Source organism: Caballeronia sp. LZ001 (assembly GCF_031450875.1).
Lineage (GTDB): Bacteria > Pseudomonadota > Gammaproteobacteria > Burkholderiales > Burkholderiaceae > Caballeronia.
Window position 1 is genome coordinate 4,812,771 of the sequence record NZ_JARTVX010000004.1, and the last position, 17,888, is coordinate 4,830,658.

Here is a 17,888-nt window from a genome sequence, read left to right on the forward strand (position 1 = left end):
CAATTCTTTCAGCCTAACTCAGTTTGGCTGGCCGCCGGTCGTGGTGCTGCCCTCCGGGCAGGCGAGGGATCGGTACCGGCCGGGCGATGACAACGAGGTTCAGATGGCAGTTGATGAGGCGCTGGAGAAGATGGCCGGGAGTTTTTCGACAGGCTGATGCGATCGAAGAGCTGCTGTGGATCGATGCGTGAATCCAGCCGGTGAGAGGGTGTGGGACCCGGAGCTGGGTCTGACTGTGACGAGGACAGGTATGGCTATCACGTTCGAGGTTGCGAAAGCGATCTATCGCGAGGCGATCGATCCGCGCGTAGGAGATGGAGAGGGTGCCGCCTGGTGGGATGCGGTGGCGAGCGAAATGAAGGATGTCGTTGCAGCGCGTACGCTCAATGAAGCTGCCGGTATCATGCATGGTGGCATCACGACTGGAACTGTGTCTCCGACACCTTGAAAGACGCTGCAAGGCGGATCCGTTCGGCAGCACGCGACGCGCGCCGTATCGTATAGAAAACGACGATGAATCAGAGAGAAAAGATCAAGGCCCTGGCATCACCGTGTCCGTCCTGCCCTTGGCGGCTGGATCAGGATGCCCACGACATTCCAGGTTTCAGTCTCGAAAAGGCTGAAAACCTCGCGGCGACGTGTCCTGATGAGAATAACGTGGGGCCGTCGTATGGTGCCCCGTGGTTTGCCTGTCATCAGTCGGTTGAGGGACGCGAGATTCCGTGTGCGGGCTGGCTCGCGTCGGTTGGGCATGCGCATCCCAATGTGCGGCTGGCGATCATGGAAGGGAGGCTGGATGCCCAAAGCCTTGACGCACACCGGAATGGCCCGGAGCTTCATCAGACATACAGCGAAGTACTTGCAAAGCTGAGGACTTCCCGGAAAGAAGGATGAACTGCCCTATCTGTAGAGGCGATATGAGTTAGGCTGAAAGAATTGGAGATCAATGTCTCGTAGAATGAGCGAAACGGAGATCAAATGAATCGAGTACTGAAGGGCACCTACACGAAGGAATTTCGCGAGCAGGCGGTGAGGCTCGTGGTTGTTGAAGGGCTCACGCAGCGCGAAGCGGCCAGCCGTTTATCTTTGTCGGTCAAGACACTGGGTGCCTGGGTTGTTGCTGAGCGCAAAGGTACGTTGGCCAAAGTCGGTGAAGCGCAAAAGCCGCAAAGCGAGCTCGAAGCGGAGTTGGCGCGGGTGAAGCGAGAGCTTGCAACAGTCACGATGGAGCGAGATGTTCTAAAAAAAGCGACGGTCTATTTCGCGAAGGAGTCGCGGTGAAATACGACCGGATCGAAGCGATGCGACATGACTATCCGATCGCAGTGCTATGTCGAGTGTTCGAGGTGGGAGCCAGCAGCTATTACGCTTGGCGTCGACGTGCTGAGTCGCCACGTGCACAGGAGAACGCAAGGCTTGAAGTCCAAATTGCTGCAGCCCATGAACGAACTCGGCACACTTATGGACGCGAGCGGCTGCAAGCCGATTTGCGAGATCACGGCGTGCGCGTTGGTCTTCATCGCATCAGGCGCATTCGCTCTAAACTGGGACTTCGCTGCAAGCAGAAGCGCAAGTTTAGAAATACAACCGATTCCAAGCACGATCTGCCAGTCGCACCGAATTTGCTAGAACGCAAATTTGACATGAGCGCTCCGAACCAGGCTTGGGTAAGTGATATCACTTACTTATGGACCGATGAGGGGTGGTTGTATCTTGCTGGCATTAAGGACCTCTTCAACGGCGAATTGGTCGGCTACGCCATGAGCGAACGGATGACTCGCAGCTTGGTGATGCAAGCGCTTTTCAGCGCGGTGTCGCTCAAACGGCCACAGGCGGGACTGATTGTTCATTCCGATCGCGGCGCTCAATACTGCTCCCACGATTATCGGGATCTGACAAAACAGTTCAGCATGACGATGTCGATGAGCCGCAAGGGCGATTGCTACGACAACGCACCAATGGAAAGTTTCTGGGGGTCGCTCAAAAACGAACTCGTGCATCACTGCCGGTTCGCGACACGCGCTGAGGCTCGACAGGCCGTGACCGAATACATTGAGATCTTTTACAACCGGCAGCGAAAGCAGGCCCGTCTTGGTTATCTGTCTCCTGCCGCCTTCACCCAACGATTTTATAAGATGCAACTCGCAGCCTAGGCCATTGCTCTCCACGATTGACGACCGACCTCAATAGTGTGTGTGCTCTGCATTCGTGCTGATCGCTACGACGACTGCACATCGTTGGTAACCGGCAGGGGTGTACCTTTTGCACCGTTCGAGTGATGTCATCGCTCGACCGTCGAAAAAAAAGCCCGCCCGGTCAAGTGGCGGGCGGATTGAACCGGTTAGCATGCAATCAAGGCTTCGGACTGTCTTGATCCGGGCTGGTCTGGAGGTTGAAGTGCTGCGCAAGGTCAGCAATGCGCTGACGGGCACTGAGCACCTCGACGTTCGTATGCTTGATGTACCCCGAGAACCAGAAATCCTTGCCGGTCACGTTGAGCGTTTCCGCATCCATGCTGATCTGCTCGTCATTCTCATCGGTCCATCGGGCGCGGTAATCGAATTTCTCGACCTTGTAGAGGCCGCGAGCTTTCACTATTTCGGCAAGACGTACTATTTCGAACGCCGTATCACGATCGATCTGGAAGGCGACGCACGGCGGGATGTCATCGTGGTCGGCGTCAGTTCGTGTCTCCGTCCTGTATTCCGGCGGGCTTCCACCGGAATCTTTACGGTGCGGGATAATTTCCATTGCAATGCTCCTTTTGCGTACTACAAGGCACTCGTCAGGCCGCGTGCCGACCATTCTTGAATCCGATGCAGCACCTCTACCGGAGAAAGAATCCCGATAAAGGTGCTGGTACCATCTTCGGGGAAGGCGTTATCTCCGCGTCGGTGGTACTGCGTTGATATAAAGATGCTTCTCGTCAGCGCTCATTTGAAGATCGTATCCATCCTTCAGCACGCGGGTAAAGACGCCATCGTCGTGGCTGAGATGCTCGACGAAATCGTCTCCGCCAAATTCCTGCTTGGCCCGGTCCCACCAATCATCGAACGGAAGGAAGTCAGGGTTGCATTCCACCGCATAGGCAACGAGGCGCGACTGGCCTTCTTTCTGGTCATCGGTTTTCTGGGACATCATGTAGACGCCCTGATCCTTGACAAGGAGAATGTCGCAGTCGTGGTTGCGAGCTTCGGTGATGACGGGATGTAAATCTGCAGCGAGAAATCGGATCATTTCGGGTACCTCATGTTCGATGTGAATGCCAGGCAGGGGATGGCCGTTGTAAAGACAACGTGAACGCCTGGGCGATCCTGTGCCTGGCGGTTGGATCAATGGCAATAGCAGTGAAGGGCGCGCGGGGCGTTACGCCTGACTGATGAGCTGTCTTGCCAGCGCGACTTCGATGCTCTCGCCACCCTGATTGAGGATGTCGAGGCCGGATTCCGGCATGTCGCCGGAAGTGGATTGCGAAACCGCGATTTTTTGACCCATCAGCTTCAGGCAGCGCATCTGCGCCGTGCCCTCATAGGCAAGAAATCGTACGGTGACGTCAAGCGTCTGGCCGATGCGCCAGCTGCGGCGTGCGGCCTGCTGGAGTGTGTATGTGTTGTACCCGGACTGAAGAAACGCGATGGTCGGAAATTCGAGCAGGTCGAGTCCGGTCTTGACCAGTTCGGGGTTGGTGATGATGACCTCCGCACCACGTTCGAGCTGGTCGGCGACCCAGTCCTCACGCTTTTCCGCAGCGACGCTGGCGCGCAGCACCGACGCCTTCACGCAGACTGCATCGAGAAGATTCTTTAGTCGCACCGAGGTGTCGCGCGTTCCGGTGTAAGTGGTGTAGACGAGCGTGCGCCGGCGGTTGAGCAGTTCGCCGCGAACCATGCCGAGCAATGCGGCCTCCTTGGGACCGGGTTCGTCCTCGCGCAGTAGGGCCGGGACTGAAGCGAGAATCTGTTTCGTGCGCGGGTGCCGCACGATCTCGGGACGGAAACAGCATTCCGGCCACGCGAGCAGCGCGTTGAGGACGACGCCGAGCAGGCTCTTGTCACCGCGCCTCAACGCTGCCCGCAGTTCGGACGTCAGACTGAATTCCAGCGTCCGGTACGCGGCTGCCATGTCGTCCGTCATCGATACCGGAAGCAACGATTCGTCATAGGGAGGCAGAACGTTCTGGCCGATCTGCGATAACTTGAGGAATGCGGTGTACGGCACCACGTACCGCATGATCCCCTTGGGACCAAAGCCAGGACCTTTGACGGTCGAGACGGTCCGTTTTTCGCCCTTTGCTGTGCGATGCGAACCTTCGTCGGTCTGTTTGTGAATGTCGATCAGCACGCCATGCTCACGCATGAATGCCGTCGTTGCGCTGCCCATCGAGCCGCTCGCGCTGTAGTTGAAGCCGTCCTCGATCAGCATCGACGGATTGAGACGATAGAGCAGGTGATAGAGGTCGTCCGCGTAGCCACCCATCAAGGTGCCGGTGAGTAGCAGTGTCCGGGACGCCTTGCGGGCCAGTACGCCCATTGCCTGGCCCTGGGCGGAGTTTTCGTTCTTGTATTCGTGACCTTCGTCTGCGATCAGCAGACCGAAGTAGCCTTGTGGAAGATACCGCTTGATGAACTCGGAGGCTTGATAGCCGCCTTGCCCAAAGGAGATTTCCGTGTGGGCAAGAGCACGTTCCATGCGCTTCGCCTGCCGGTCAGAGAAGACGAGCTGACCTTTGTCGTCCATGAGGTTGATGAACTCATAGACATTGTCCTGGAGCATGTCGGCAAGCATTGATTCGCCGAACCGGGACAACAGCCGTTCGGCAGTCTTGTCGCCAACGGTCGGCATCTGGAGCAGCGCGGTCTTCACAAGCTCACGCATGGATCGCATACCCTGGCCCTTCGGGGCAAGTGTCCACAGGCGTTCACCGCAATTGCAAGCGCGTCGCTTCTCGTTGAGCGCTGAGCGGGCCTGCGTGGGTGTCAGCGGATTGCCGTCCTCGTCGCAGACGAATTCGCCACATGAGGGGCAGCAGGCGAAGACGCGCGTGATCGCGTCGGTTTCCATGTCGAGGGTGGCGACGCGTCGCGCGAAGGCAGGCTTCCAGTCAAAGCCCATGCGCATACGCACGCGACCCAGAATGAAAAATTCCGGCACGGATGGCCGCGTGTGCATCGCGCGCAACTGGAGTAGCTTGCGCAGCGTGTCGGGCCCGTTGAGAATCCACACGCGTGCGCCGGGTACCGTTGTCTTGATCTCGCGACGCCACTTGTACACCAGATGCGGCGGCGCAATGACGAGGGTGCGCGGAAACCCGAGATGATGGAGCAGTACGGCGGCGCCAATTCCCATCAGCGTTTTGCCGGTCCCCATCTCTGCATTGATGATGCCGCCCGGCGCGTGCTGTGTGAGCAGGGTGGTGATTGCGTGAATGACTTCGCGTTGCGCGGGGAACGGTTGACGCGAGAGGGTGTCGAGCAGTGCGTCCCAGCGTGGGTCACGCCGTCCGTCATAGACGGAGGGATTCTGTTCGCGCACGGCTTCAAGCAGACCGGTACCGAAGTTTGCAATGAAGTCGGGCAGGGCGATGACGGATGTGTCGTCATCAGCGACGGCGACAGTGACATCGGCTTCTGCAATGTTGCCGCTGGTTTCCAGTGATGGTTGAAGGGTTTGCATGGTGTACCTCGTCTGATGGATAGACGTAGGGAGACACCAAAACCCGGGCAGGGACGGTGTATCCCCACGTGGGTTGAGAAGGAACGTTTACTGGCCGCTTGAGAGCGGCGTGGTTCGGGCGCTGGTGCCCATTTGATGAAGCAAAGCGGCCAGCCGGACGGCGAGCGATTGGCGCGCTCCGGTGTCGCTGATTCCGGCGAGCGTTTGTCTCACCATCGTTGCAAGCATTGCCGTTGCGCTATCGAGATCGTTTTTTATCAGGGCTTCGCGCAGGCCGACGCCGAATTCGACTGGCTGGCGACTGTCGCCGTAATGGATGACTTCCCGGCTGATGAAGGCACCGTCGCCTCCGAATTCGAACAGGCGTGGCTGGCTGCAATTCCAGCAGCCTTCGAACTGGATGGCACGCAGGCCGTGGCCATCGTTGAAGCAAAGTGCGATCATGAACAACGCCTCAAGACTGGCGGCATCCTCAAGGGGATGGGCGTCGACCAGCGTGTTCAAACGATTATCGTCGTTGACATCGAAGTGGTCCGCGAGCAGTCCGAAAAGGGTATCGATGGTGATGTCCTCCTCCCCGGGACAGGGCAGGTCGAGTTGTGCCGCGAGGCGCATCAGTCCGTCGCGGATATCGGTCCAGTGCGGATCATTCGTTTCGGAGATCCGTGCGATGTAGGCGTGGCCGTTGCCTGGCCAGTCGGCGTCGAGCAGGAATGCACCGAACAGTGCAGCAATGACCGGGGTGACACGGTCCAGAACGAGGACACCGGTGGCGTCGTAATAGTTGTTGGCCATGACAGCCTCCTGAATGAGCGGGCGGCCGTCCCAGCGGGACAGACGATGCCCGCCGGTTGGGAAAAGGCGAAAGCATCAGTCCGCGCTGACGTCGTCCTCGAGGAGAAGATCGCCGTTGCGCACGAGTTCGGAGAGCGTTTCGCTGAATGCTTCGGGCAGCGCAATCTGCGACGCATGGAGCCGGCCGACGGGTGCGCAGGCGGTCTGTGCAAGGTCGGTTACGGTTTCACTGCCCAGGGTGCTGAGTACGCGATCGCGCCAGTGCGGCAGCAGGGGAACAGGACTCAGTTGCGCGATGAGCGACCACGCACGGGTGGCAATGGAGCTGGCATCGTCGGCCTGCAAGTGCCGGTCTATCAGCAGCCAGGCTATGCCTGTGGACTTCGCCGATGTCGTCAGGGATGCGTCGAAGATCCACGTATGCACGAGGTTGCCGAACAGGTTCTCTTTCGGCAGGCGACCACTGAACTTGTCGAGCCGCCTGGAGTCGCCGACGGACGCGGAGGCAATGGGCTGGCGGGTCGTCGGGTCGAGTATCGTGACCTGCTGGATGCCTCCTTCCTGCGCACCGAGGTGCAGTGAGGCATAGAGTTGTTGCAGCGAACCGTCGCGACCGAAGGCCGAGAGAAACATCAGTTCGCCAGTGGAGGTTCGTACGCAGGCATCGACGAAGATGTCCTGCAGTTCCAGGATGGGGTACAGCATGGCGGGCTCCTCGGAGGACTCCGGGCGCACCCACCGGGTGCGATCCCGGAGGGGTTGATGGCGTTCCGTGTCCAGGTGGACTGCAGCCGCGCAGACGAAGGCGCCGGAAAGGGCTGCATCGGGGCGTCGCGTGACGTGCGACGGCGGGTTTGCGACCGGCAAACCAGCGGTAATTCTGCGAATGTTTTTACAGTGTGCTTTCCAGATACACGATGACGCTCATCAGCACGATGTATCTGGAAAGCACCCCGCATGGGGTGCCCGTGGCCGGTCTTGCCGGTGAAAGTTCAGAGATCCGCCAGGGTGGCGAGCAGCCTGCGTAGCTCGTGCAACTGGCGAGCGGTAAGGGACATGCCGACTAGCGTTTCCGGATGCCACGATGCGATGACGTCAGCGCCCGGAGCACGGTTATCGACGAGCCGCGCAAATTCGAGCAGGAGGTCTGCCGTCGTGCGCAGTCTGGCGGCACGTACCGAGGTATGTGCCGCGGGCCACGAAGGAACGGCGGTCGCATCGAACCGCAGGGTCTGTCCATCGAGTTCCTCATGGTCGTCATATAGCAGTGGAAGGTCAGGCGGGTTATCCCACAGCGTTCCGGCGTTGAATGCTGCGCGTGCGATGGCGCATGCCGCTTCGGCGCTGGCTGCGTGCATACCAACGACGACACGATGCGTCTGGTCAAGCGTGTAGCCGACCATGAATGTGGTGAGGTTTGCCCCGGCGCTATCGGGCAGGGTGTTCATGGTGTTCTCCTGTCGAGGGCGGAGCCTGCCCCTGCGGGGCGCGGCCCCGCGGGGTGAAGAAAATCGACGCCGCGTTAGCGGATCGTCACGATCCGGCCCAGGTTCGGGCCGGGGGTAAAGTCAATGCCGGCGATGGTCGGTACGAACCGGTCCCGCATCAGGATCGTGGTGCGGATATCGCCCTTGTCCGTTTCCTCGATCTGCACTTCCTGCTCCTTGCGCTTGATCGTGTCGCCACGAATGAGCAGACGCGTACCGTCCAGTCCGGTGACGACGCCGGTGATCTGACCGGCGGCAAGCGCAAGCGCGAGATGCCAGTCGGACAGGTCGCGCAACGGCCGTCGCGGCGCGACGGGCTCCGGAACAAACATCGATGCGAACTGCGGCCAGAGCGTGGCATGTTCAAGCCGTTCGACTTCCCGTTCGAGCTGGGGAGCGTCAATACGGGTGGCAACGAATGCACATTCGCCAGTCGCGCACCGGATGGCATAGCTTGAGGTGGCCCAGTGTTCAGGAAGCACCGGCGGAAGTTCCCCGTCGGAGATTTTCGTGAGCATCGCCATGACTGCCGCGTCGACACCGTCCGCACGTCGTTTGATGCCGAACAGCACGAGCTGCTTGAACGTCTGGTCCGGGGCGAGAAACACCTCGACGTGCGAGAAGTTGCGCGCGATCATGGTCGCGAATTCGCGATCGATCACGTAGTACGGGACGATGAGCACGAGCACGCCGCCGAAAGCGAGCCACGGGACAGACTTCTGGTAGAAGACCTTCTCGAGCCGGTTTAACTGGCGCCCAGCGGTCTGTGCCTTGTCGGAAACGACATCTCCATAAGGCGGGTTGAGAAAGAGCAACCCCATGCTGCGGGCCGTGACGAACATATCGTGAACATCCGTGTGAGCTACGGTATCCAGCACGCCCTTCGCATGCCATGCCCGCTCCTGGTCGTACTCGACTCCATACGCGCGCACGGACTCGGGCGATGTGCTCTGTACGCAAAACGCCTGCTTCAGGTCGTGCAATGCCGCACCTTCGCCGCAGCAGGGATCGAGAAGCCGGACAGGGCTGTCAGGGTCGGCCAGCGCCAGGGCGTGAACAATGCGGTCGAGCGTGACGGCGTCGGTCGGAAAATATCCGTTCTTCACGAAATTTCTCGCGAGACGGGGAAAGATGAGGGCCATGCAAGCCTCCGAAAACGGGAATCAGGGATGCGCGATGCCGTGCGCCCATCCCCGACGTTGAAATGAATCAGGACTTGAACCACGTCTGGGTCGACGCCTGGAATGCGTAGCCGTACGCGTCGAGTTCCTCGCTTTGACGGCGCAGCAGGCTGCGTTCGACAGTGGAGTCGAGCTTGACGGGCTCGCCGGCCAGGATCGCGTCGGCCAGCTCCACGCCGAAGAGATCGGGCAGGTACAGGTCGCCAGACGCTTGCGATGTGGGCTGTTCGACGACGTCCTCTGCGGGTGACGCGGTGCCCATCGCCGCATCCGCCGCGGCCCGACGTTCCTCGTCCGCCGGATCGGGCTCAATCGAGGGCTGCGCAGCGTCGGCATCGCCGAGCGGTTCGTCGTTGTCGAGTTGCACGTCGGCGAGGCGGGCGCGGATTTCGACTGTCACCTTGCCGTACCAGACATAGCTGTGCGGATAGATCTTGTCGATGAGGAAGGTGCCCGTGTAGGCGCCCGCCTCGAACTGTTCGAGCAGCTTGTCCTTGACCTTGAACTCGCCGACGGATGTAGTTAGTTCGCCGACCTGGAACGGACCGTTGCTGCCCTTGATGGTGCGCACGTCGAGCGTGCCGGGGATCGTGATCATGATGCCTCCACGGAAAGAGGCAGGTCCTGCCCCTGGCGGGCACGATGACCCGCCGGTTGGGGATGGGAGAGATTCCGGATGTCGCGTGCCGGACATGCAGCCGCGCAGACAAGGCGCCGGAAGATGGCTGCAAGGGAGTCGCGCTACGCGGCGACAGGCGGACCTGCATCCGGCAGGCCAGCGGTAATGCCATTCCGAAGCGTCTCCAGTCTGAGTGGCTTCGGAATGGCGCCTGGACCGTTGGCCAGGCGCACATGAGCGTGTTTCAGTTCGAAGTCAGGGGCTGCGGGCCGGAAGCCGGGCGCTGGTCAACGATGTGCCGAAGCATTCTCGGCGGTAGTGCGTAGAGGGCGCCGTCGCATGCCATGATCCAGGTCCGGCCGCGTTTTCCGACGACCACCGCCTCGATGATGGAAAGACCACTGAATGTCAGCGTGTCACCGATGGCCAGCGGTCGCGAGCGCGCCGCATGCCACGCACGAACCTGATCGCTCCAGGCGGGTGCCGCAGGCGGCACCATATCGAGATAGGCAAGGGGGCACGAGTAGTAGAGCGGCTCCATCTCCTCGCAAAGATCCTTGTAGCCCCAACCGGCGCAGCTTTTGTCGTAGGCCATCAGGTCGCAGCCGATATAACGGAACGGAGCCTCATTCGGGCGACGAATCTCCCACACCGTCCAGAGCACGTTTCCGCTCGAACAATGACGCAGGCAATGCCGTGTGGTTCCGTTGTTTTCCTCATCGCGGGTCAGGTGTCCGATCAGTTGCGAGCGGGTCTGCCCATGTCCAAAAAGCCATCCCATGATGCACCTCGTGAAGTGAAGCAGAGCATCACCCCGGGGCGGGGACGATGCCCCGCGGGGAACGCACCGTTGAGCCGGTGCTGGTAAAGGCGTGTTGTGAGATAGCGGCAGGTGCCGCCGTCACATTCTCTGTTGTGAGCGAAGGTCGCGACCGATGACGGTGCGCACCGAGCTGATGATGAAAACGGTCCAGTCGGCGAAGTACCGGCCATCGAATACGATCGCGCCCGTGCTCAGCCCGAACTGGATCGGTAGCGCGATCCTGCCTGTGGGGACGTAGCCGTCAGGACCCGCGATCATCTCCATCTCGGGAAAGAACAGGCGACCTTCGAACGGATCGAGAAATTCGAGTTTCATTTCGCGCGCCTCGACCGTGTGGCAGTGACGCAGCCGGCCGATCAGCGGGCCATCAAATCCGGGCGCAGGAGATGCGGCGAACGGTTCGTCGCGGCCGTTGAAGAGGCCAAGATAAAGGCCGTCGCGAAGATCGGCGTTCTGTTCGGCGTAGCGCGGTAGCGTTCGACCGTCGCGGCACTCAAAGGCCCGCTGTGGTGAATCGCTGTTGTCGTCAGGCCAGTTCACCGCATGGGCCAGTGTGCTGTGGCCGCGGAGAACGGGTTGCGTGTGGCGTGGTCGGGTGATCAGGAGTGCACAGGTTGGCATGGTTGTCTCCGGGGGAACGCGGAGACGCACCCCTGCGGGCTGCGTTCCGCAAGGAGTGAGGGATAATCAGGTGTCAGTCGATGGCAGCGAAGATCTCGCGTGCTTCGGAGTGAGATGGCACGAATGCGATGAGCCTGTGATAGAGATCGGTGAATGTCTCGTTTTCGGTCGACCACGCCATCGCGTTCAGCGCGAAGAGCGTCGCGACAATACCGGCCGCATCGCAACTCATCTCACCCGCGTAGCCGTTGCCGTCACAACTGATGTTAAGAGGACCATCCATGCGGGGCGCCATGTAGAACGCGCCGTTGGACAGCTCGACATAGTCCCAGAACCCGCCGTGGTACGTGTCGCAAAGCGATTCCATTGCTGTGTAGACGGCAATTTCACCGCGGATCATGTGCCTGCCAAGGTAACGCGGCAGGATTTCCATACGGCGTTCCTCGGGCACGAGGGTGGCGACGATGGAACGGGTTTGAGCAGCCTGGTTCATAACATCCTCCAGAAAAAATGCGGAGGACGGTTTCCCGGGCGGGGAAAGCATTCCCCGCGTGGGTTGAACAGCGCGATTCCAGTAGTGCAATGGTCGGTAGTCGATGATCTCCTGAGGTGAAAACCACCGAGGCACGTGGCCGCTATCGGGAGCTTTCGATATCGTCGGTGAGCCGCGACCATTCTTCGGCCAGAGCAAGGATCAATTCGGGCACGTCATCGACGGCTTCTCCCGTGTCGAGGCTGACCAGGTTGTGGCCTTCGCCCGGAATGGCACCGGCGTCGTACTCCACCCGGTAACCGTATCGGGCGAGTTCCTGCTGGATTTCATTGCGGCGGTCCGGAATGGATTTGCCGGGTGGTATTGGATGTTTCATCGGTTGCGTCCTTGATGAAAAAAAGGGGCATCCGGGCCCAGGGGCGAGAACGCCCCAAGGGGAAAAGAGATTTTCCGTACCCGGTGTCGTAACGAACCGGGCGCAGCCGTGCAGACGATGACACCGGAATGGGCTGCAAGGGTATCGCTGTGACGTCGCGATGGACGGGGCCGCAACTGGCAGGCCGGCAGTGAAACCGTCATGCGTCATTGGCCTTCGGGCGAATGACGCATGACGCCTGGCAGCGGCAGAGCTGCCAGGCTCATGTTTGCCACAGGACAGTCGGTCCGCGGCAAACGGCACGGCGCGTAGGATCACCGTGGATCCGGTCAGGTGATCTGCGGAGCGAGGCCGGCTTTCCGGAGCGACACGTCACGAGTCGCTCCGGAAAGCCGGGGTGACGACCCGGCGTGAAGAGGGAGTTCCCCGAGCGGAACGGGGGGAGGTTACCGGCTACCGGTCGCCGGCAGCAGGTTGACGGACATTGCCGCCGCCCTGACGGCGCAGCGGTGGATGGCGGTTGGTGCGCGGCGAGGCGCGTCCAGGTGCAGATGCGTCGTTGCTGACCTCTCCACTATTGCCGCCGTCGACAGGTTCTCCGGCCGCAGGCGTGTCATGGCCGTCACGATGTTCCGGGGACGGCTCGTGTGCGTCGACAACTTCCCGCGACGTATCGACGCCAGCGTCAGCGTCGTCGCCTTCGTCGCGCCAGACTTCCTGGCCGTCGACCTTAATCCAGAAGAGCTTGAGGAGACGCCCTTTGAGGACAGAGCCCGTTTCGCCCGCACGGTTGCCTGTGCGTTCGAATGTACGGATATAGTGATCACCGGACCGGAAGGCGACGAGCACCTTCACGTCCCGATCATTGGCGTCGTCCATGACGGAGCGAACTGCTTCTTTTGCCTTTTCGCCGGAGACGATCAGGTCGAGGGGAAGATAGACGATGCCGTTATCAACGTTTGGATCGCCATGAAACGCGGAGATCGAGCATGCAAGAAAGGGTTTGGCCTTGCTGCGGCCATTGCCACGCGAGGTGACATCGCGGACGCGGGAGAGATACCCGAGGCCGCGCAGATGAAGATCGAAATACTTGCGGGGTTCGACAGACTGGTTCATGACGATTCTCCAGAACGAAAAAAGGGAATCGCCAATACCCGGGTCGGGGAATGACAATTCCCCAGACGGGTCAGCAAGGAAGCTTCCGGTCGGATGACCTGCGGCGGTCCAGACGGCGGGACGAAGCACAACCGCAAAAGGTGTCGCACGCGCGACGGTACTGCAAAAGATGCTGGACAGGCTCCAGCGGGCGACTTCAGTCCGGAATCATAGGCAGGAATATGGAAAAATCAAGCATTTCCAGGAAGGAAATTATCTGTACTCCTGATCAATATCACGAACGAGGAGGCTATATCACGCTGCCTCACGATGTCATGGCCGCAGGCGTGGCCGACGGGCTGCGGAAACAGACGGTGCCGATGCCATGCGCACGACGGCGGGTCGGTCGGGCGGCCGAAGGAATTGTCGATCAGGACGAGGAGGGTATTCCTGCTGCGTGCAGCCCGTCGTGCAGCCTGCACAAGGCACGACGGGCCAATCTACAGACAGCCGCCAGCGTGGCTCCCGACGGCGGCTATCCTCGGTAATGATTGCCGGCATTTACGACGGGGACGGTCGTCGCGTGCAGTCTCACGCCACGATCGGCCCGTCAAATGGCGGTCGGCCGGCGAGCCGCGATGCGTACGCGAGCGCGTCTTCTTCGTCGTGCTGCCGGGTAGCGCGCAGCCTGCACTGCTTCGGTCGATGCCACTCGACGTATGCCTTACCGTCCTTTGGATCGGGACAAGAGGCACGTACCGATCGTCCTGAATCCCCCCGGGGCGAGGGTGCCGCGGCCCTGATGAACCACATCACTGCCTTGACGTGAATGTCATAGCCATCGAACGTTCTGTCCTCGTGCTGTCCATTGACGCCTCCGTCCGTCGTTCCTCAGAAAGGCCGCATGTCATCGACCCATGCGCGGACCGCCGACCACGCGTTCGCAACCCTCTCGCGCAGCGTCTGGTATCGGCTCCGTAATGCGGGCCCCCAGTTGCCGTACCGCGATACTGCCTTGCCAAGAATACGATCCAGCATGCCGGGTTGATTCGAGTCAAAACGCAGACCGTTCATCATTTCCTCCTTCGGAGCGAGGGCGAGATTCGAGCGGTTCGGGTTCGTCCGTCACTCCCGCTACAGGTACAAGTCTGTCAGATCACACGGCGCATGGCGCACCACGCAGCCATGCACCACCTTTTGGATAACACATTAGTAAAACAACATATTTTTTCAAGACCAGGCTCAGCGCGGTGCTCACCGCTGTGGCTGATCGGCCATCAGGTGGCGCACGATCAGCGCGGGATCCGCGATGTCCAGAATCAGACGGCGCAGGATCCGCTTGCGCATATGGCTTTCGTCGAGCATCCACGGGCTTCCGACTTCGCCGAGATAGCGCATGACGGCTTCGCGCTGGTCGGTGCCCGCCGGCAAATCCAGGCGTGCAGCCAGCAGGCCCACGACGACATCGTCGAGTTCGATGCTCAGCTTGCGTCCATCAATCGTCAGTGTCAGGTCCATTGCCGATCAAATTTGTTTGGGGCTTCTGGCCGGTCCGGTCCCGCGATACATGCGACCGGACCGGAACCACGCCTGCCGAAGCCGGCGCGTGAGCGTATCCGGAAGCAACGTCCGTCAATACTCAAGTTCAGGTGCCGTCGCGGGCGCGGTCTTCTCTTCCTTCGGAGCCTCGGCGACGGTCGCATCGGTCGTCAGGATCAGGCCGGCGATCGAGGCCGCGTTCTGCAGCGCGGTACGCGTCACCTTGGTCGGATCGACGACGCCGTTTTCGACCAGATCGCCATACTCGCCTGTGGCTGCGTTGTAGCCGAAGTTGCCTTTGCCTTCGAGCACCTTCGCAATTACGACCGACGGCTCGTCGCCCGCGTTCGCCGCGATCACCCGCAGTGGCGCTTCGAGCGCGCGCAGTGCAATGCGGATGCCCGCGTCCTGGTCGCCGTTCACGACCTTGAGATTCGACACCGCGGCCCGCGCGCGCAGCAACGCGACGCCGCCGCCAGCGACGATGCCTTCCTCCACGGCCGCGCGCGTCGCGTGCAACGCATCGTCCACACGGTCTTTCTTTTCCTTCATCTCGACCTCGGTCGCCGCGCCGACCCTGATCACCGCGACACCGCCGGCGAGCTTCGCCACGCGTTCCTGCAGCTTCTCGCGGTCGTAGTCGCTCGTCGCTTCCTCGATCTGCGTGCGGATCGCCTTGACGCGCGCCTTGATGCGTTCGGCGTCGCCCGCGCCGTCGATGATGATGGTGTCGTCCTTGCGCACCTCAATGCGCTTCGCGCGGCCGAGATCTTCAAGCGTGGCCTTCTCGAGCTGCTTGCCGGTTTCCTCGGAAATAACGGTCGCGCCCGTAAGGATCGCAATGTCTTCGAGCATCGCCTTGCGACGGTCGCCGAAGCCCGGTGCCTTCACGGCGGCCACTTTCAGGATGCCGCGCATTGCGTTGACGACGAGCGTCGCAAGCGCTTCTCCCTCGATATCCTCGGCCACGATCAGCAGCGGCTTGCCGGCCTTGGACGTCGCTTCGAGTACCGGCAGCAGATCGCGGATCGCCGAAATCTTTTTGTCGTGCAGCAGAATCAACGCGTCGTCCAGATACGCGGCCTGCTTATCGGGATCGTTGATGAAATACGGACTCACGTAGCCGCGGTCGAACTGCATGCCTTCGACCACGCCCAGTTCGTTGTCGAGCGACTTGCCGTCCTCGACCGTGATCACGCCTTCCTTGCCGACCTTCTCCATTGCTTCGGCGATGATCCTGCCGATCGACTCGTCGGCGTTCGCCGAAATCGACGCGACCTGCGCAATTTCCCTGTTAGTCGAGATCGGCTTTGACAGGCCGCGCAGTTCGTCAAGCACGGCGGTCACCGCCTTGTCGATGCCGCGCTTGAGGTCCATCGGATTCATGCCAGCCGCGACATGCTTCATGCCTTCCTGCACGATTGCCTGCGCGAGCACGGTAGCGGTCGTGGTGCCATCGCCGGCGACATCAGCCGTCTTCGACGCGACCTGCTTGACCACCTGCGCCCCCATGTTTTCGAAGCGGTCCTTCAGCTCGATTTCCTTCGCGACCGACACACCATCCTTCGTAATGGTCGGCGCGCCAAAGCTGCGCTCGATCAGCACGTTGCGGCCCTTCGGGCCGAGCGTCACCTTCACGGCATCGGCCAGCACGTTCACGCCCTTGACGATCCGGCTGCGGGCGCTGTCATGAAACTTTACGTCTTTCGCACTCATGTTGTTGCTGCGGGAAAAGTCGTTGAACGGGACGTCGCGAACGCCAGAACGCGACTGGCGATTCGCGGACGAACCAGGGATCCAGCGGAATCAGGCTGCTTTCTTCGTAGCGGCCGCTTCGGGCTCAAGCACCCCCATCACGTCCTCTTCACGCATCACGAGCAGTTCTTCGCCGTCCACCTTGACGGTCTGGCCTGAGTATTTGCCGAAGAGAACCTGGTCACCGACTTTCAGTTGTAGCGGTCGCTGCGTGCCATCCTGGAGCAGGCGGCCACTGCCGACCGCAATGACTTCACCCTGTTCGGGCTTCTCGGCAGCCGAGTCGGGAATCACGATGCCGGACGCCGTCGTGCGTTGCTGCTCGATCCGCTTGACGATAACCCGGTCGTCGAGGGGACGAATCTGCATTTCCATCTCCTGAGCGATAACAGATCACCAAAAAGGAATCCGGCTGCGGAGGTCTGCGGGCAACGGGAATCGCCCCGTGCACAGCCGGGCCAATGACTGGCGGAAAGCGAAATAGTGGCGGCCTGAAAATGCTTCAAGAGCCATCCCGGACTGACCTTGTAACAAATTGTTTCTTGCGCTTCTTCGCGAATACGCTTGCCGGAAGCCGGACTCACGGGAGCAGAATTCGCCCGACGCGGCCGAGCTGGTAGACGGTGCGGCCGTGACGTCCCGCCCGGCGCGGCAAGGGCCCAACCGGGCAGGGCTGGCGGCGGCCGCCGTCTGCGTCGAGCGTGTCGTCTGGCTCTTCGAGCGTGCGCCACAGTCCGCCCTTGACCGGACGGAACTGCCAGCGAACATAACCGCGGTCGGCTGCAAGCCGCATCAGTGCGTCGCGCTCGGGCGCACCATCGACGAGGTGCAGGTCATGCTCATTGCGATCGCCGTAGTCGCCGAAGGCCTGGCGACACGCCAGGGCCTCGCGCACCGATGCGCCGATCTGATTGCATGCGCGGTGTTCGAGCCGTTCGAGATCCCACGCGCCGAGGCGCCACGCGGCGTCGAGTAGCGCCCACTCGACGTGATCGAACGTGAACCACGGCTCGTCGATCTGAAGCGCGCTGCCTGGCACGGGGCGTCGCGGCAACTCGATGCGGGGTAGCGCAAGGGTGTTGAGCGGCGGAAACCATGCCAGTGAAGGATTGCCACGAGCGGGGTGTTGACGCGCGCGACCGTAGTCACCGTGACCGCATAAAGCGGTAGACGCATCCCATCGATCTGCCGTTGCAGCGTGTCGAAAAGATCCATGAAGCCTCCTTTTCGTCGAATGCGGAAAGATGTGTAGCAGGGGTCTTGAAATTCTTTTGGCCTGACCTATTTTAGGTTTCGCTGAGCAGTCGCGCGAGTTGTCTTCGCAAGCGCGCTGCGTGTTTCGATTTGTCTGTCGAGGGGTGCGTCCCGGGCAGGCGGGCTGGAGCGCGTAGTCCGGTTTGCCGTTCGGGCGGGCCCCACAAGGAGCCCATC

Annotated in this window: 20 protein-coding genes and 1 pseudogene; 4 read left to right on the forward strand and 17 right to left on the reverse strand. The window is 60.9% G+C overall.

Annotated features, from left to right (window positions below; genetic code table 11):
• The first annotated feature begins 250 nt into the window (after positions 1-250).
• The 3 genes from P9292_RS33535 (at position 251) to P9292_RS33545 (ending at position 2,153) form a co-directional block, all read left to right on the forward strand.
• A complete protein-coding gene (locus P9292_RS33535) occupies positions 251-448 on the forward strand; it encodes a hypothetical protein (protein WP_309963418.1) in 198 nt (65 codons plus the stop codon).
• Between the two features lie 65 nt (positions 449-513).
• Entirely contained in the window at positions 514-894 is a 381-nt protein-coding gene (locus P9292_RS33540; RefSeq protein ID WP_309963420.1) for a DUF6283 family protein, read from the forward strand.
• Positions 895-978: 84 nt separating this feature from the next.
• Positions 979-2,153, forward strand: a protein-coding gene (locus tag P9292_RS33545) for an IS3 family transposase (protein ID WP_309961939.1) whose coding sequence is annotated in 2 segments (ribosomal slippage) — positions 979-1,252 and positions 1,252-2,153 — 1,176 coding nt in all. Because the reading frame shifts where the segments join, the coding sequence is not laid out codon by codon here.
• Positions 2,154-2,352: 199 nt separating this feature from the next.
• Here P9292_RS33545 and P9292_RS33550 read toward each other — a convergent pair.
• The 13 genes from P9292_RS33550 to P9292_RS33610 form a co-directional block, all read right to left on the reverse strand.
• On the reverse strand, positions 2,353-2,751 hold the full coding sequence (locus tag P9292_RS33550; RefSeq protein WP_309963422.1) for a hypothetical protein: 399 nt from the start codon (positions 2,749-2,751) through the stop codon (positions 2,353-2,355).
• 129 nt (positions 2,752-2,880) lie between these two features.
• Complete coding sequence (locus P9292_RS33555; protein ID WP_309963423.1) at positions 2,881-3,237, reverse strand: DUF3085 domain-containing protein; 357 nt, start codon at positions 3,235-3,237, stop codon at positions 2,881-2,883.
• A gap of 129 nt (positions 3,238-3,366) precedes the next feature.
• Entirely contained in the window at positions 3,367-5,673 is a 2,307-nt protein-coding gene (locus P9292_RS33560; RefSeq protein ID WP_309963425.1) for an SNF2-related protein, read from the reverse strand.
• A gap of 87 nt (positions 5,674-5,760) precedes the next feature.
• Entirely contained in the window at positions 5,761-6,468 is a 708-nt protein-coding gene (locus P9292_RS33565; protein WP_309963428.1) for a hypothetical protein, read from the reverse strand.
• 75 nt (positions 6,469-6,543) lie between these two features.
• Complete coding sequence (locus P9292_RS33570; RefSeq protein ID WP_309963430.1) at positions 6,544-7,173, reverse strand: hypothetical protein; 630 nt, start codon at positions 7,171-7,173, stop codon at positions 6,544-6,546.
• A 287-nt stretch (positions 7,174-7,460) separates the two neighbouring features.
• Positions 7,461-7,916 (reverse strand): hypothetical protein, encoded by a 456-nt coding sequence (locus P9292_RS33575; RefSeq protein WP_309963432.1) that lies wholly within the window; start codon positions 7,914-7,916, stop codon positions 7,461-7,463.
• A 74-nt stretch (positions 7,917-7,990) separates the two neighbouring features.
• Positions 7,991-9,097, reverse strand: a complete 1,107-nt coding sequence (locus tag P9292_RS33580) for a DUF6094 domain-containing protein (RefSeq protein WP_309963435.1) — start codon at positions 9,095-9,097, stop codon at positions 7,991-7,993.
• Between the two features lie 67 nt (positions 9,098-9,164).
• Positions 9,165-9,734, reverse strand: coding sequence for a DUF3275 family protein (locus P9292_RS33585; RefSeq protein ID WP_309963437.1), 570 nt, complete (start codon positions 9,732-9,734; stop codon positions 9,165-9,167).
• Positions 9,735-9,999: 265 nt separating this feature from the next.
• On the reverse strand, positions 10,000-10,536 hold the full coding sequence (locus P9292_RS33590) for a hypothetical protein (protein ID WP_309963439.1): 537 nt from the start codon (positions 10,534-10,536) through the stop codon (positions 10,000-10,002).
• A gap of 120 nt (positions 10,537-10,656) precedes the next feature.
• On the reverse strand, positions 10,657-11,199 hold the full coding sequence (locus tag P9292_RS33595; protein ID WP_309963442.1) for a hypothetical protein: 543 nt from the start codon (positions 11,197-11,199) through the stop codon (positions 10,657-10,659).
• Between the two features lie 73 nt (positions 11,200-11,272).
• Positions 11,273-11,692, reverse strand: coding sequence for an antirestriction protein (locus tag P9292_RS33600; protein WP_309963444.1), 420 nt, complete (start codon positions 11,690-11,692; stop codon positions 11,273-11,275).
• A 142-nt stretch (positions 11,693-11,834) separates the two neighbouring features.
• A complete protein-coding gene (locus P9292_RS33605; protein WP_309963446.1) occupies positions 11,835-12,068 on the reverse strand; it encodes a hypothetical protein in 234 nt (77 codons plus the stop codon).
• Positions 12,069-12,521: 453 nt separating this feature from the next.
• Positions 12,522-13,184, reverse strand: coding sequence for a DUF3577 domain-containing protein (locus tag P9292_RS33610; RefSeq protein WP_309963448.1), 663 nt, complete (start codon positions 13,182-13,184; stop codon positions 12,522-12,524).
• Positions 13,185-13,405: 221 nt separating this feature from the next.
• Between P9292_RS33610 and P9292_RS33615 the strand changes: the two genes are divergently transcribed.
• Positions 13,406-13,711: a hypothetical protein gene (locus P9292_RS33615; RefSeq protein ID WP_309963450.1), complete on the forward strand. Its 306-nt coding sequence runs from the start codon at positions 13,406-13,408 to the stop codon at positions 13,709-13,711.
• A 706-nt stretch (positions 13,712-14,417) separates the two neighbouring features.
• Here P9292_RS33615 and P9292_RS33620 read toward each other — a convergent pair.
• The 4 genes and pseudogenes from P9292_RS33620 to P9292_RS33635 all read right to left on the reverse strand — a co-directional run bounded on the left by P9292_RS33620 (position 14,418) and on the right by P9292_RS33635 (position 17,672).
• Entirely contained in the window at positions 14,418-14,681 is a 264-nt protein-coding gene (locus tag P9292_RS33620; RefSeq protein WP_309963452.1) for a hypothetical protein, read from the reverse strand.
• A 114-nt stretch (positions 14,682-14,795) separates the two neighbouring features.
• A complete protein-coding gene (groL, locus tag P9292_RS33625; RefSeq protein WP_309963454.1) occupies positions 14,796-16,418 on the reverse strand; it encodes a chaperonin GroEL in 1,623 nt (540 codons plus the stop codon).
• 90 nt (positions 16,419-16,508) lie between these two features.
• On the reverse strand, positions 16,509-16,826 hold the full coding sequence (gene groES / locus P9292_RS33630; protein ID WP_309963456.1) for a co-chaperone GroES: 318 nt from the start codon (positions 16,824-16,826) through the stop codon (positions 16,509-16,511).
• A gap of 211 nt (positions 16,827-17,037) precedes the next feature.
• Positions 17,038-17,672: pseudogene (locus P9292_RS33635) on the reverse strand (diguanylate cyclase).
• Between the last annotated feature and the right edge of the window lie 216 nt (positions 17,673-17,888).

Bases quoted from the DNA above. Each gene is read 5' to 3' on its own strand.
- P9292_RS33610 (WP_309963448.1), bottom strand. From the start codon at position 13,184: ATGAACCAGTCTGTCGAACCCCGCAAGTATTTCGATCTTCATCTGCGC.
- P9292_RS33600 (WP_309963444.1), bottom strand. From the start codon at position 11,692: ATGAACCAGGCTGCTCAAACCCGTTCCATCGTCGCCACCCTCGTGCCC.
- P9292_RS33580 (WP_309963435.1), bottom strand. From the start codon at position 9,097: ATGGCCCTCATCTTTCCCCGTCTCGCGAGAAATTTCGTGAAGAACGGA.
- P9292_RS33535 (WP_309963418.1), top strand. From the start codon at position 251: ATGGCTATCACGTTCGAGGTTGCGAAAGCGATCTATCGCGAGGCGATC.
- P9292_RS33585 (WP_309963437.1), bottom strand. From the start codon at position 9,734: ATGATCACGATCCCCGGCACGCTCGACGTGCGCACCATCAAGGGCAGC.
- groES (WP_309963456.1), bottom strand. From the start codon at position 16,826: ATGCAGATTCGTCCCCTCGACGACCGGGTTATCGTCAAGCGGATCGAG.
- P9292_RS33540 (WP_309963420.1), top strand. From the start codon at position 514: ATGAATCAGAGAGAAAAGATCAAGGCCCTGGCATCACCGTGTCCGTCC.
- P9292_RS33575 (WP_309963432.1), bottom strand. From the start codon at position 7,916: ATGAACACCCTGCCCGATAGCGCCGGGGCAAACCTCACCACATTCATG.
- P9292_RS33590 (WP_309963439.1), bottom strand. From the start codon at position 10,536: ATGGGATGGCTTTTTGGACATGGGCAGACCCGCTCGCAACTGATCGGA.
- P9292_RS33550 (WP_309963422.1), bottom strand. From the start codon at position 2,751: ATGGAAATTATCCCGCACCGTAAAGATTCCGGTGGAAGCCCGCCGGAA.
- P9292_RS33615 (WP_309963450.1), top strand. From the start codon at position 13,406: ATGGAAAAATCAAGCATTTCCAGGAAGGAAATTATCTGTACTCCTGAT.
- groL (WP_309963454.1), bottom strand. From the start codon at position 16,418: ATGAGTGCGAAAGACGTAAAGTTTCATGACAGCGCCCGCAGCCGGATC.
- P9292_RS33565 (WP_309963428.1), bottom strand. From the start codon at position 6,468: ATGGCCAACAACTATTACGACGCCACCGGTGTCCTCGTTCTGGACCGT.
- P9292_RS33595 (WP_309963442.1), bottom strand. From the start codon at position 11,199: ATGCCAACCTGTGCACTCCTGATCACCCGACCACGCCACACGCAACCC.
- P9292_RS33570 (WP_309963430.1), bottom strand. From the start codon at position 7,173: ATGCTGTACCCCATCCTGGAACTGCAGGACATCTTCGTCGATGCCTGC.
- P9292_RS33560 (WP_309963425.1), bottom strand. From the start codon at position 5,673: ATGCAAACCCTTCAACCATCACTGGAAACCAGCGGCAACATTGCAGAA.
- P9292_RS33555 (WP_309963423.1), bottom strand. From the start codon at position 3,237: ATGATCCGATTTCTCGCTGCAGATTTACATCCCGTCATCACCGAAGCT.
- P9292_RS33620 (WP_309963452.1), bottom strand. From the start codon at position 14,681: ATGGACCTGACACTGACGATTGATGGACGCAAGCTGAGCATCGAACTC.
- P9292_RS33605 (WP_309963446.1), bottom strand. From the start codon at position 12,068: ATGAAACATCCAATACCACCCGGCAAATCCATTCCGGACCGCCGCAAT.